This is a genomic window from Flagellimonas sp. B-3 (assembly GCF_056857835.1).
Genome location: NZ_JBSXNW010000018.1, coordinates 83,125 through 96,688 on the forward strand (window position 1 = coordinate 83,125; position 13,564 = coordinate 96,688).

At 40.5% G+C, this 13,564-nt stretch carries 16 protein-coding genes; 11 read left to right on the forward strand and 5 right to left on the reverse strand.

Going from position 1 to position 13,564, the window contains the following annotated elements; all coding sequences use genetic code 11:
• Positions 1-15 precede the first annotated feature (15 nt).
• The 4 genes from hisF (at position 16) to AC13CS_RS06590 (ending at position 4,358) form a co-directional block, all read left to right on the forward strand.
• A complete protein-coding gene (hisF, locus tag AC13CS_RS06575; protein WP_293163147.1) occupies positions 16-771 on the forward strand; it encodes an imidazole glycerol phosphate synthase subunit HisF in 756 nt (251 codons plus the stop codon).
• A 285-nt stretch (positions 772-1,056) separates the two neighbouring features.
• The gene (hisIE, locus tag AC13CS_RS06580; protein ID WP_293163149.1) at positions 1,057-1,653 is read left to right on the forward strand and encodes a bifunctional phosphoribosyl-AMP cyclohydrolase/phosphoribosyl-ATP diphosphatase HisIE; all 597 of its coding nucleotides are present in this window, start codon (positions 1,057-1,059) and stop codon (positions 1,651-1,653) included.
• A 63-nt stretch (positions 1,654-1,716) separates the two neighbouring features.
• Positions 1,717-2,880 (forward strand): vWA domain-containing protein, encoded by a 1,164-nt coding sequence (locus AC13CS_RS06585; RefSeq protein WP_293163151.1) that lies wholly within the window; start codon positions 1,717-1,719, stop codon positions 2,878-2,880.
• An 8-nt stretch (positions 2,881-2,888) separates the two neighbouring features.
• On the forward strand, positions 2,889-4,358 hold the full coding sequence (locus AC13CS_RS06590) for a magnesium chelatase ATPase subunit I (protein WP_293163153.1): 1,470 nt from the start codon (positions 2,889-2,891) through the stop codon (positions 4,356-4,358).
• A gap of 132 nt (positions 4,359-4,490) precedes the next feature.
• Here the strand turns inward: AC13CS_RS06590 and cysM are convergent, their stop codons facing one another.
• Both cysM and epsC read right to left on the reverse strand, forming a co-directional pair.
• Positions 4,491-5,375 (reverse strand): cysteine synthase CysM, encoded by an 885-nt coding sequence (gene cysM, locus AC13CS_RS06595; RefSeq protein WP_293163155.1) that lies wholly within the window; start codon positions 5,373-5,375, stop codon positions 4,491-4,493.
• The gene (epsC, locus tag AC13CS_RS06600; RefSeq protein ID WP_293163157.1) at positions 5,368-6,159 is read right to left on the reverse strand and encodes a serine O-acetyltransferase EpsC; all 792 of its coding nucleotides are present in this window, start codon (positions 6,157-6,159) and stop codon (positions 5,368-5,370) included. Before epsC ends, cysM begins: the two co-directional genes overlap by 8 nt.
• 91 nt (positions 6,160-6,250) lie before the next feature.
• On the opposite strand from epsC, the gene AC13CS_RS06605 reads away from it, so the two are divergent.
• Positions 6,251-6,931, forward strand: coding sequence for a DUF2461 domain-containing protein (locus AC13CS_RS06605; protein ID WP_293163159.1), 681 nt, complete (start codon positions 6,251-6,253; stop codon positions 6,929-6,931).
• Here the strand turns inward: AC13CS_RS06605 and AC13CS_RS06610 are convergent.
• A complete protein-coding gene (locus AC13CS_RS06610) occupies positions 6,920-7,333 on the reverse strand; it encodes a glyoxalase (protein WP_293163161.1) in 414 nt (137 codons plus the stop codon). The genes AC13CS_RS06605 and AC13CS_RS06610 overlap by 12 nt on opposite strands.
• A gap of 339 nt (positions 7,334-7,672) precedes the next feature.
• On the opposite strand from AC13CS_RS06610, the gene AC13CS_RS06615 reads away from it, so the two are divergent.
• The 4 genes from AC13CS_RS06615 (at position 7,673) to AC13CS_RS06630 (ending at position 9,738) form a co-directional block, all read left to right on the forward strand.
• Positions 7,673-7,894, forward strand: coding sequence for a hypothetical protein (locus tag AC13CS_RS06615; protein WP_293163163.1), 222 nt, complete (start codon positions 7,673-7,675; stop codon positions 7,892-7,894).
• A 2-nt stretch (positions 7,895-7,896) separates the two neighbouring features.
• On the forward strand, positions 7,897-8,202 hold the full coding sequence (locus AC13CS_RS06620; protein WP_293163165.1) for a type II toxin-antitoxin system RelE/ParE family toxin: 306 nt from the start codon (positions 7,897-7,899) through the stop codon (positions 8,200-8,202).
• A 46-nt stretch (positions 8,203-8,248) separates the two neighbouring features.
• Positions 8,249-9,148, forward strand: a complete 900-nt coding sequence (locus tag AC13CS_RS06625) for a DUF72 domain-containing protein (protein WP_293163167.1) — start codon at positions 8,249-8,251, stop codon at positions 9,146-9,148.
• 170 nt (positions 9,149-9,318) lie between these two features.
• A complete protein-coding gene (locus AC13CS_RS06630) occupies positions 9,319-9,738 on the forward strand; it encodes a hotdog domain-containing protein (protein ID WP_293163169.1) in 420 nt (139 codons plus the stop codon).
• Here the strand turns inward: AC13CS_RS06630 and AC13CS_RS06635 are convergent.
• Positions 9,735-11,018 (reverse strand): dipeptidase, encoded by a 1,284-nt coding sequence (locus AC13CS_RS06635; protein WP_293163171.1) that lies wholly within the window; start codon positions 11,016-11,018, stop codon positions 9,735-9,737. The genes AC13CS_RS06630 and AC13CS_RS06635 overlap by 4 nt on opposite strands.
• A gap of 129 nt (positions 11,019-11,147) precedes the next feature.
• Between AC13CS_RS06635 and AC13CS_RS06640 the strand changes: the two genes are divergently transcribed.
• Entirely contained in the window at positions 11,148-11,930 is a 783-nt protein-coding gene (locus AC13CS_RS06640) for a hypothetical protein (protein WP_293163173.1), read from the forward strand.
• Between the two features lie 11 nt (positions 11,931-11,941).
• Positions 11,942-12,295: a hypothetical protein gene (locus tag AC13CS_RS06645; protein ID WP_163624710.1), complete on the forward strand. Its 354-nt coding sequence runs from the start codon at positions 11,942-11,944 to the stop codon at positions 12,293-12,295.
• 399 nt (positions 12,296-12,694) lie between these two features.
• On the opposite strand, the gene AC13CS_RS06650 is transcribed toward AC13CS_RS06645, so the two are convergent.
• The gene (locus tag AC13CS_RS06650; protein WP_100818963.1) at positions 12,695-13,558 is read right to left on the reverse strand and encodes a sigma-70 family RNA polymerase sigma factor; all 864 of its coding nucleotides are present in this window, start codon (positions 13,556-13,558) and stop codon (positions 12,695-12,697) included.
• Positions 13,559-13,564: the final 6 nt, after the last annotated feature.

Genomic DNA, 13,564 nt, shown 5'->3' on the forward strand with positions numbered 1-13,564 from the left:
ACGAAAGAAAAATAAATGCTTACAAAAAGAATAATTCCCTGTCTCGATATTAAAAACGGGAGAACCGTAAAAGGCATCAACTTTGTGGACCTACGTGATGCGGGAGACCCCGTGGAACTAGCGTCCATTTATGCCAAAGAAGGCGCTGATGAATTGGTTTTTTTGGACATTTCCGCCACCGAAGAGAAGCGAAAGACCTTGGCCGAACTGGTGTATCATGTAGCTGAGACCATCAATATACCTTTTACCGTGGGGGGTGGGATTTCTTCCGTGGAAGATGTGGATGTTTTGCTGAAAAATGGCGCAGATAAGGTTTCTATCAACTCATCAGCGGTAAAACGGCCCGAATTGATCAACGAATTGATGGCCAAATTCGGCTCGCAATGTATCGTTGTGGCTATTGATGCCAAGCAAATCAACGGACAATGGAAAGTCCATTTGGTAGGAGGAAAGGTCCCCACAGAAATTGACCTATTTGAATGGGCCAAAGAAGTGGAAGAACGGGGAGCGGGAGAAATTCTGTTCACTTCCATGGACCATGATGGCACCAAAAATGGGTTTGCCAACAAAGCTTTGGCAAAACTCTCGGAATTGGTTAATATTCCTGTGATTGCATCAGGTGGAGCGGGTACCATTTCACACTTTACCGATACATTTAAGAATGGAAAAGCAGATGCCGCTTTGGCTGCCAGTGTTTTTCATTTTAAGGAAATTGAAATCAATAAACTGAAAAAAGAATTAAGGGAAAAAGGAATTCCTGTGAGAGTATAAAATCCACATCTCGACGCTCCTTCCACTACGCTCAGGAAGACAGCTCGATGTGACAAGCACAAAAAACATAAACTAAACACAATGAATTGAATCAATGGGTTTTGAAAAGCAATGGAATTGCAAACTGTTATTAAGTTATTCAGTTACTTAGACAGTATACTTTAATAACTCAATAATCCATAACCCAATAACTCTTATGATGATATTTGTAAAAACCGAAAGTCTTGCACTAAAGTGCATACCTACCTGCCGGCAAGGCAGGGTTTCAACTAACGATTGTGACCAATGAAAATAGACTTCAATAAAAATTCAGACGGACTAATTCCAGCAATTATTCAAGATGCAACCACCAAAAACGTGTTGATGCTGGGTTATATGAACCAAGAGGCGTTTGAAAAAACCCAAGAGACCAAAAAAGTGACATTCTTCAGCCGTTCCAAGCAACGATTATGGACCAAAGGCGAAGAAAGCGGCAACTTTTTGAATCTTGTGGGCATCCAAGTGGATTGCGACAACGATACGTTGCTGGTAAAGGTGAATCCCGTTGGTCCCACTTGCCACAAAGGGACCGACACCTGTTGGGCCGAAGAAAATGTTCAAGATTATGGCTTTTTGTCCACTTTGGAAGGTGTTATCGAATCCAGAAAAAATAATCAAGAAAATCCAGATAGCTACGTGGCTTCATTGTTTCGAAATGGTATCAACAAAATAGCACAAAAAGTAGGGGAGGAGGCTGTGGAAACCGTTATTGAGGCCAAAGATGACAACGAGGACCTTTTCCTGAACGAGAGTGCCGATTTACTGTTTCACTACCTTATTTTGTTGCAGGCCAAAGGCTACACTTTGGACGATATTGCCCAAGTACTGGAAAAACGTCATTAAACAAATCCGTTAAGTTTTTTCTAAAGCCCTAGTCGTTACAGCGAAATGCCGTAAATTTATGTAATGGCTATGAACACAAGAAAAGGGTTTCGTTTTACCAACTACGAAGCTCCGGACCAAACCCCGTTCGAAAAACTCTTTGAGATTTTTCAGGAACTCGTTACCCATACCTCAGGTGATGTGGAGGAGGCTTTGGATTGGCTCCGTGAGCTGGACAAGGAATACGAACTTACCGACGACGATTACACCATTGACGATTTTATAGAAGACCTTAAGGCCAAGGGGTACATCCGTGAGGAATTTGATATGGATGGGCCACAAGGTGGCGAAGGTGAAGAGAGCGACGAAAATGGTGGCGGGGGAAACCTCTCCATCACAGCTAAGCTGGAACGCATGCTACGTCAACGGGCCTTGGACCAAATTTTTGGCAAAATCAAACGAAGCGGCTCGGGAAACCATAAAACAGGCAAGTCAGGAAAAGGCGATGAGCATACGGGTGAGTTCCGTGAATACCGTTTTGGGGATTCATTGGAGCACATCAGCATGACGGAAAGCCTTAAAAATGCCCAAGTGAATCATGGATTGGACAATTTTTCCTTGAGTGAAGAGGATTTGGTCGTGGAAGATACACAGCACAAAGCCCAAATGAGCACTGTACTTATGATTGACATCAGCCACAGTATGATTCTTTATGGTGAAGACCGTATTACACCTGCCAAGAAAGTAGCAATGGCATTGGCCGAGTTCATTACCACACGATATCCAAAGGATACACTTGACATTTTGGTATTCGGAAACGATGCCTGGCCTATTCCCATCAAGGATTTGCCTTATTTACGAGTAGGGCCATACCACACCAATACGGTGGCCGGACTTCAATTGGCGATGGACATGCTCCGTAGAAAACGGAACACCAATAAACAGATTTTTATGATAACCGACGGAAAACCATCTTGTTTGCGGCTTCCGAACGGTGATTATTATAAGAACAGTGTGGGATTGGACGATTACATTGTTGAAAAATGCTACGCCATGGCCCAACAGGCCAGAAAACTTCATATCCCCATAACCACTTTTATGATTGCCGAAGACCCTTATTTAATGCAGTTTGTGCGTGAATTTACCAAAGCCAACAAAGGGAAGGCCTTTTACACTGGCCTTAAAGGTTTGGGCGAAATGATTTTTGAAGATTACGAGCAAAACAGAAAAAGACGAATTAAAGGATAACACATCACATGAATTTGGACCATATCAACATTAAAACGCTAGGCGAACTTAAATCAGCTGGTTATTCCAGTAAAAGCATCAAAGATGAACTACGGGAAAACCTTTTGGAGAAAATATCCAAAGGTGAGCAAGTGTTCGAAGGTGTTTGGGGCTACGAAAACTCGGTAATCCCAGAGCTGGAAAGAGCCATTCTTTCCCGGCATAATATCAATTTATTAGGTTTAAGAGGACAGGCAAAAACACGTTTGGCCCGTTTAATGGTACAGTTGCTGGATGAATGGATGCCGATAGTAGAAGGTTCTGAAATCCATGACGACCCCTTGAAACCCATCTCCAGATATGCAACAGAACTTATTAAGGAAAAAGGAGACGAAACACCCATAAGTTGGGTGCACAGAAGCGAGCGTTTTTATGAAAAATTGGCCACACCAGATGTTACCGTAGCTGATTTGATTGGTGATGTTGACCCAATAAAAGCGGCCAACCTCAAATTATCCTATGCTGATGACCGTGTGATTCATTTTGGAATGATACCGCGGGCCAACCGTTGCATTTTTGTAATAAATGAACTTCCTGACCTTCAAGCAAGAATTCAAGTAACACTTTTTAACATACTGCAAGAAGGCGATATACAGATTAGAGGGTTTAAGCTACGTTTACATTTGGACATTCAATTTGTGTTTACCGCCAATCCTGAAGATTACACCAATAGAGGAAGCATTGTTACTCCTTTGAAGGATAGAATAGGCTCACAAATTCTTACCCATTATCCCGAGAGTATCGAAATTGCAAAGAAAATTACGAAACAAGAAGCGCGGTTGGATAAACGTCAATCTGAATTTGTCCATGTGCCGGAAATTGCCATGGATTTATTGGAACAAATCAGTTTTGAGGCTAGAAATAGCGAATATGTGGATGCCAAAAGCGGGGTGAGTGCCCGTATGAGTATTACGGCTTTCGAAAACCTATTGAGTACCGCTGAGCGCAGAGCGATTGTTGCTGGAGATAAAAAAACCGCCGTACGTTTAAGCGATTTTATGGGCGTTATTCCATCCATCACCGGAAAAATTGAACTGGTGTATGAAGGAGAGCAGGAGGGAGCGGGTTCCGTGGCGGAGAACTTAATTGAGGATGCCGCGAAGTCTTTGTTCCCAAATTACTTCCCTAAAATTGATAAGCTTCAACGCAAAGAAGAGGAAAACGAATATGACGAATTGATAAGCTGGTTCTTTGACGGCGAAGGCTTTGAACTGTTGGATGATGAAAAAGAAGAAGATTACAAGTCCAAACTGGATTCCATCGGTCCATTGAACAATCTTTTAAAGGAATATCAACCCGATGCACCCAAAGAAGATTCTTATTTTTTGAAAGAACTGCTGCTCTGGGGATTGGTTGCCTATAAAAAATTGAGCAAGCATCGTTTTCAGCAAGGGTATCAGTTTAAAGATTTGTATGGAAGTTACATTCGAGGACTGTAACTATTGCCAAATATTTAGGTTGTCGTTGTAGTTTTTAAAGTTCAAACTCAAGTATCAAGTTCAAGCACAAAGGGAAGAGTTACTGCAAACTGCCAACATTTGGCTTCGGGGCATCCAACACCTAACAATTCCTTAATCAAACAAATCCGAAGACAAATAACGATCGCCACGGTCACAAACAATAGAAACGATAACCCCGCTTTCCAAAGTTTCTGCAAGACGTAATGCCACTGTAGCGGCTCCACCACTGCTCATTCCTGCAAAAATGCCTTCTTCTTTTGCCAGCTTTTTAGCCATTTCGGTGGCATCCTGTTCACTGACCTCCATTACCGTATCAACCTTTTTAGGGTTAAAAATCTTCGGAAGGTATTCTTGCGGCCACTTGCGTATCCCGGGAATTTTGGAATCATCGGTAGGTTGCACGCCCACAATTTGGATGTCGGGATTCTGCTCCTTTAAATAAGTGGAGGTTCCCATAATGGTTCCTGTAGTGCCCATACTGGATACAAAATGTGTGATTTCACCATCCGTATCTCTCCAAATTTCTGGGCCTGTGGTTTTGTAGTGCGCTTTCCAATTGTCATCATTGGAGAACTGGTTCAACATTTGGAAACCTTTATCCTTTACTTTAGCCTCTGCATAATCCCGAGCCCCTTCTATACCTACATCGGCAGGGGTCAGCGTCACTTTTGCACCGTAGGCTCGCATAGTTTGCACTCGTTCCTTGGTAGAGTTTTCGGGCATCACCAATTCAATATCAAGCCCAAAAAGGCCAGCAATCATGGCCAATCCAATACCTGTATTTCCACTTGTGGCTTCGATTAATTTGGTTTCCGTGGTAAAATCGCCACGTTCAAGCCCACTTTTTATCATGTTGTAAGCTGGACGGTCTTTAACGCTTCCGCCAGGATTGTTTCCTTCGAGCTTAAACAGGACTTTTACATTAGGATTTGTATTCAAAACTTTGGATTCCACCAAAGGGGTGTTTCCAATAAGGTCGAGTATGCTGTTAGACATTTGGGGTTGTCTTTATTTTAATTTCTGGTTTATGATAAACGGTTGAATTCGCAGGAACGGACGACGTAATCCATGCATTGCCACCAATAACCGAGTTAGCGCCAACTACGGTTTCGCCTCCTAAAATAGTTGCATTGGCATAGATGGTCACATTGTTTTCAATGGTGGGGTGTCGTTTTGTTTTTTCCAATTTTTTGGCAACGTAAAGCGCCCCAAGCGTAACTCCTTGGTATATTTTTACATTATCGTGGATTACTGCAGTTTCGCCAATTACGACTCCCGTGGCATGATCTATAAAAAACGATTTCCCGATTTTAGCTCCCGGGTTAATGTCCACACCAGTTTGTCGGTGCGCATATTCGGTCATCATTCTGGGAATTAATGGAACCCCTTCTTCATAAAGTTCGTGCGCCAATCTGTAAATGGCAATGGCATAAAAACCCGGGTAGGCCATATAAATCTCCTGAATGGAAAGTGAGGCAGGGTCACAATTCAATATAGCTTCAGCATCCAAATTCAAATTTTCTAAAATTTGTGGCAAATGGGAAATGTAATTGTTCCAAAGCTCTTCACTTGGTTTCTCCAAATCCCAACAGGCCATATCCATTAATTGGTTGAATTTTTTCTCTAACAACTCCAGATTAACGGCCACAGGGGTATTGGCATCAAATAAAGTAAAAAAAAGCGTGTCGGTAAAATCCTCGGTTTCTTGCTTTAATCTATAGTCCAGATATGGCAATTTTTTATGCCTATTGAGTTCAGCTATTATTTTTTCTTTATCCATACTGCTCATTATTGTCTTAAAATTAGACAAATCCTTACCATACCCATGATAAAAAGTTAACTTTAGTTTAAAAATAACATATTATCTGTATATGACATCCAAGATTACGGTATCCAATGAGGTTTTTGATTTTTTGACGGAACTTAAAAAGAACAATAATAGAGATTGGTTCGAAGCCAATAAGCCCACTTTTAAAAAGCATCAATCCAAGGTTAAGTTATTTTTTGAAATGGTGAAGGAAAACTTGAACCACCATGATGAAATTGAAAAGATGAAATTGTTCCGTATTTACAGGGATGTTCGTTTTTCCAAGGACAAAACACCTTATAAAAGTCATTTTGCCGGTTCGTTTTCTCGATTGGGCGCCCATTTACGGGGAGGCTATTATCTTCATTTAAAACCGGGGGAGTCGTTTTTGGCAACAGGATTTTGGGCTCCGAACAAGGAGGACCTCTTCCGAATTAGAAAGGAACTGGAGATGGATGCCTCCGAATTCAGGGAAGTCATCAATAAAAAAGAATTGAAAACAATTTGGGGCGAACTAAGTGGTGATGAAGTAAAAACTGCTCCTAAAGGTTTTGACAAAGAACACCCTGATATTGACTTGATCAGAAAGAAACAGTTTGTATTTGTACGTAAACTTTCCGATAAAGAAGTACTTTCCCCATTATTTATTGACGAAGTGGACAAGTCGTACAGGGCTATTCGGCCTTATTTTGACCTAATGAGCGATATACTCACCACCAACTTAAATGGAGAATCAATTTTGTAATAAAGCTTCTTCCTCCAAAAGTTGGATCTGGTCCTTTAATCGTTCCACCACCATGTTCATCATTCTTTTGTTCAATGCAGAAGAATTCGTAATGTAATCCCGATATTCATCCACGGTGAACTGGCCAATGATCATTCCCTTAAGGGAATTCCTGAATTTGATGTCCTTTTGGATAGCCCGCTCAATGTAGTGGAACTTTTTTTCCAAGGAAAGTTCGTAGAACACACCCTTATGTTTGTTCGCATAGTTCTTGAAAGCCTCTACCAACAAATAGTTTTGAAGTTTGATCACGGGTCTCAGGGTCTTGTTCTGAAAATGTTCATCGAAACCCATTTGGCTGTTAAAATGTGACTCTGGAATGGTTGGACGAATGTCCAATCGACGGTCGGATTGTGAATCCATGGTTGTGATTTTTAATAAAATTACAGAATGATCAACCGCACACTTTTAAATATCGCAATAGTTGTCAACGATGTTATGAACAAACAGCAAGGATATTTCTGGGTGTTTTAAAGTAATTTGGAAATCCAGTAAATGATTAGGCACACTATACAAATTGAAAATTCGAGCAAAACCCAATATCTGAATAGCTTGGAGAATTTAATAGATCTGTTGAAGAGTAACATGAACCAAATATATCAAAAATATTGTTCATGCCCTCTAAAAATCACAGGTGTCATATTACTGTTAACATTAGCAATCTAAAAGATTCATTATCTTCGTTTCTACAAAATATTGATTATGAATATTCAGGCGGAAAAAATAGAACTGGTAAAAATGTTGTTGAATACTAATGACCCCAAGATTATTCAATCAATCAAACGAATTTTCAAAAAGGAAGGTTCAACTGATTTTTGGGATGAATTGACTACCGAGCAACAAGCTGAAATAAATCAAGGAATTTCTGAAATTGAAAATGGAGATGTTGTAGACTTTGACTCGTTTATGGCAAAGCATAGATAAGAATGAGCAGAAAGGTCAAGATTTCTAAAACAGCAGAAAAGAAAATCTCAGAACTCTTAAACTACTTGCAGGAAAATTGGTCATTGAAAGTTAAGTCGGATTTTATTAAGAAATTGGATAAATCCATTGACTTGATTAAGAGCGACCCTAATATCTTTCCAGAATCTGATAAAAAGCTTGGACTGTATAAATGTGTAATCTCCAAACAGACCACTATGTATTACCGTTTTAATTCCAAAACGATATTTATAGTTACAATCTTTGATAACAGACAAAATCCCTCTAAACTTAAAAAAGAGGTGAAATAAAATTGTTTTACCTCATAAATTAGGTAGACATAAAATTTGGTGACCCATGAAATTCGGCAAAGTAGACCACCCAGAAAACATAGATTTTACCATCCCACCAGACCACCCCGATACTCCCGTGGTGTTGTCCAAAAACAAAACGGGAGCGGAAACCAAGATTTATGTGGGCTGTGCCAAATGGAACAGACAAGATCTAAAGAATTTCTACCCCAGAGGAACAAAAGACGAATTGGAATATTATGCTTCGCAATTCAACAGTATTGAGCTCAATGCCACATTTTATCGCATCTTTCCTGCGGAACAGTATGAAAAATGGCGGGACAAAACACCGGAGGGCTTTAAATTCTTCCCTAAAATGACCAATGAGGTGAGCCATCTTCGCCGCTTGAACGATAAAGCGCTTGAATCTGCAGACCGCTATTTGGAAGTGACCACTTTGTTAGGAGAAAAATTGGGCACCATCTTTTTGCAAATGCACAACAATTTTGGACCCAAAAACTGGGATAGGGTAGTACGCTTTGTGGAATATTGGCCCAAAGAGTTTCCATTGGCCATGGAATTCAGACATACAGATTGGTTCAACGATGAAAAAGTGGCGCAGGAACTCTATCATTTATTGGAAGAGAACAACATTGCCAATATTTTGGTGGATACTGCAGGTAGGCGAGATCTTATGCACATGCGCCTGACCAATAACGAAGCTTTTGTTCGCTATGTGGGAGCCAATCACAAATCGGATTATCCCCGTTTGGATGATTGGATCGAGCGTTTGTCCACTTGGAAGTCCTTGGGATTGGAGAACATCCATTTTTTTGTACACCAGAACCTTGAACTGGAATCCCCATTATTATCGGCATACTTTATAGAGCAATCAAATGCTGCAATGGGCTGCGATTTGCATATTCCCAAGACCACTTTGCCCCCACAAAAGAATTTGTTCAGTTAAAACACCTCTAATTGATCAAGTTCAAAATCTTGGGCAATCAAAATTAATTACTCCATATTTGGTGACCAGCAAATATTTCAAATTCGTAATTCGCATAAATTAAAGCGATTAACAAGAAAATCTTCAAAGGATTGGGCTAACTTTGTAAGAGAATTCTAAACATTTCAACTATGCGATTCCATACTAGAAAATGGGTAAAGCCAGAGGACCTGAACGCCAATGGTACGCTCTTTGGAGGTAAAGTCCTTGCTTGGATTGATGAAGAAGCTGCATTGTACAGTATTATTCAACTCGAAAGCAGAAAAATCGTAACCAAATACATGTCCGAAATCAATTTTATGAGTACTGCCAAAGAAGGCGATATCATAGAAATTGGTATTGAGGTCATAAAATTCGGGGTCACCTCAATTTCCTTAAACTGCGAAGTTAGAAATAAGATGACCCACGAAAGTATTGTTACGGTGGACAATATTATTATGGTCAATCTAGATGAGCATGGTAATCCCAAGGCCCACGGGAAAACGAAAATAGAATACGTTAAAGACCGTTTGGCCAAAAAGGAAAAAGAAGAGGAAAAAGCCGCTTCTTAATTCAAGGCTTTGGCCACGGCCTGGACCTCGTCCAACACTCTTAACAGGTTACCGCCCCACAATTTTGCTATTTCTTCTTCGGTATAGCCTCGTTTCACCAGTTCCAAGGTTACGTTGAAGGTCTCAGAAGCATCTGACCAGCCTTCAATGCCGCCACCTCCATCAAAATCGGAGCTGATGCCTACGTGGTCTATTCCGATTAAATCCACCATATAGTCAATGTGGTCCACAAAATCGGATACATTTACCGCAGGCGGCACGTTAGGGTCGGTTTCGGCCAATTCTTCACCAATGCCCATCACCTTTCGGTAGTTGGCAAAGAATTCCTCACGCTGTTCATCGGTCAAAGAAGAGAACTGGGAACGCTCATACCAAGCCACATCCAATGAATCGGCTACTTTTTTATAGACTTCGGTCATATAGGCAGAACGGGCTTCGTGCTTTTCGGTGTTCAAATAAGAGCTAAAGGCAACGGTTTGCACCACGCCTCCATTTTCTTTCATCAATATCAATTGTTCATCGTCCAAATTACGGCTGTGGTCGCAAAGTGCCCTAGCCGAAGAGTGCGAAGCTATGATTGGTGCTTTGGTAAGTTCAATCATCTGTTTCATGGCTTCTTTGGATGGGTGCGAAACATCGATCATCATCCCTACACGGTTCATTTCGGCAACAGCTTCTTTACCCAGGTCACTTAAGCCATTATGCAGCCAAACACTGTCTTTTTCACCTGTATTGGAATCACTAAATTGGCTATGGCCATTGTGAGATAGGGACATATAGCGGGCACCTCGTTTTTGGTATTCTTCAATTTTGGAAAGGTCCTCACCGATCGGATACGCATTTTCCACGCCGATCATGGCCACTTTTTTGCCTGACGCCACAATTCTTCTCACGTCATCGGAGGTCAGTGCCAATTCAATCTGGTCTGGTGCAATCTCCTCACAAAGCCTGTGTATGGCCTCAAATTTTGAAATGGCATTTTCGGAAGCCTTGGCATAACCTTCGGCGGTTAATGTGTCCTGACCCGTATAAACGATCAGCCATGCAACATCCAGTCCACCTTCCTCCATTTTCGGAATATTGATTTGAGTTTCCAGTCGTTGGGTGTAATTGATACTATCTGTAAAATTCTGCACGTTGATATCGTCATGAGTATCGATCGTAATCACGGAATCGTGGATCCTTTGGGCTTTTTCTTCCAAGGTTTCGGTCTTTTCAGTTTTTTTTTCTCCACAAGAGATCAATAGGGTAAGGCTAAAGAATAGATAAAAATATTTCATGGTTGGTTTTTTTACACATACAAATAACGCAATTTGACAACAAAATCCGAATGCTACGGAACAATAAATTGTAATCCCTCAGTATAATCAACATTTTTAGGATAACTAATAATTGATTACAACAAAGAATTGGGAACACGTGAATTGTTGACATATCTAGAAAAACTGGAAATAGGATTAAGCTCATTTTCTTATGAGGAATTGGGCGTTGTGGAAGCAGGAGAGCTTAAAAAATCCTTTGAAGTTTTTAAGATGGGATTGGAGAACAAGGTTTTTGGCGTCTCAGAAATGAGACAACTTGAAAGTATCTACCAAAAAATAGGCATACAAAGCTTGGACAACAAACAATTCACAAAATCCGATAACACCAAGTTTTTAGCTCTGATCAAAGCAATGGAAGATACCCCACTATCCGATGAGCAAAGTGCCATTGTGAGAGAACTAAAAAAACTGGTGCAAAATCCGCAGGGTGATAGTGCTCAACATTCTGATAAAAATACCGACAGCATGTCTACCGATTTTAAATTTATAGAAAAAAGCTTGCAAGCTGGGTTTGTTGGCCAAGCCATTGATCTTAAACCTGTTTTGGAAGATTGTATGGGGCAGATGGATCTATTGGAAGAATTGGTCCGTATGTTCAAACAGAACGTTTGGGAATTTATTGGTAGTGCCAAGGTTAATCTAATGAGTGAAAACTTCGCTGAACTGGAGCTTGCATGCCAAAAAATTATGCCTTCGTTGCGCATGATGAAAACCTACGGCCTTTTGGAAGTGGCCCAACAAGTTTCCAGACTTTGCAAAACCGACAAGGATGTAAAACACCTTACTTTTTTATATGACCAATTTCTTCAGGAATATCCGCGAGTGCAAGAGCTGATAGATTTTGAAATGGAAATGTTCCGAACAATGTAAATACCTACACCATGGCAAACAACCAACTTCCCGAGTACCTTCAAAGCATCTTTTATCCTTTGTTCCAATATACAAAGGACCTTGAGACCCAATTAATGTTATTGGATGAAATGTTGGAAGTAGGGGACAGAAAAGAAATTCCTTTTCTTTCTGAGTTGGAATCCCATGAAAACCCAAAAATCAGCAATAAAGCATTTCAAATCAAAAATGAATTACAATCCAAATTGGGTGTAATGTCCGATACCGAACGACGAAGGTTGCCAATGAACCTGTGTTTTATTTATGATGAATTCAACATAAGGCCAAGCAAAGTGGACAAAGACCTTGATTTTGAGGTAGAACTGGATATTTTAAACACAAAGTAGGGGTTTTACCACATTTTATAAGAACAATATAATCTTTAAAATAAAATTACGTTATACCTAAAACCCCGAACAAAAACCGAAGATTACCATGTTATACGATACCTACGGCGAAGAATACTTGGCATTTTTACAAGAACTGAACGAAATTTTGGCAGTAAACGAACTTGCCGAACTTGATTACCTATAGTTGGATAAACAACCCAAAATTTGTTACCATGAAAAACCATAACAAAGAAAACACGGCCTACTTAAATTTTATTCAAGATTTGAAAGACATGCTCACCGACTTTGATATTAGTCTTTTGAGCAAATCGTGATGTTTTTTAAGTGAATATCATGGAAAAGGGGATGTTGAATTGATTACAACATCCCCTTTTTTATTTATAACCATTTGGCATCTTATCCCAAATAAGACTTTAATATCTTACTTTTTGAGGTATGTCTTAATTTTCTGATTGCTTTTTCACGGATTTGACGCACTCTCTCCCTGGTCAGATCAAAGGTGCTGCCAATTTCCTCTAAGGTCATAGAGGGTTGGTCGCCAATTCCATAATACAGTCTTACCACATCGGCTTCTCGTGGGGATAGTGTATCCAACGCCCTGTTTATTTCGGTGTTCAAGGACTGGTGCATCAAACCTTTGTCCGGTTTTGGGGAATCTCCGGCGTTTAGCACATCATACAAATTGGATGTTTCTCCCTCTTTTAAAGGAGCATCCATGGATACGTGCCTACCTGTATTTTTCAAGGATTGTTTTACTTCGGAAACCGTCATGTCCAATTCCTTGGCAATTTCTTCGGGGGATGGTGGACGCTCGTGCGCTTGTTCCAAGTAAGAGAATGTTTTTTTTATCTTGTTGATGGACCCGATTTTGTTCAAAGGCAATCGAACCACACGGGATTGTTCTGCCAAGGCTTGCAAAATGGATTGACGAATCCACCAAACCGCGTAGGAAATAAATTTAAATCCTCGGGTTTCATCAAATCGTTTGGCAGCTTTTACCAAGCCAACGTTCCCCTCGTTGATCAAATCGGGCAATTTTAAGCCCTGATTTTGGTATTGCTTTGCCACAGAGACCACAAACCTTAGGTTAGCGTTCGTCAGTTTTTCCAAGGCAGCTTGGTCTCCGGCCCTAATCTTCTGTGCTAGCTCAACTTCCTCCTGCGCGGTGATCAGATCAATTTTACTAATGTCCTGCAAGTATTTGTCAAGTGATTTGGATTCCCGGTTCGTGACCTGTTTAATGATTTTTAGCTGCCTCATTCTTAT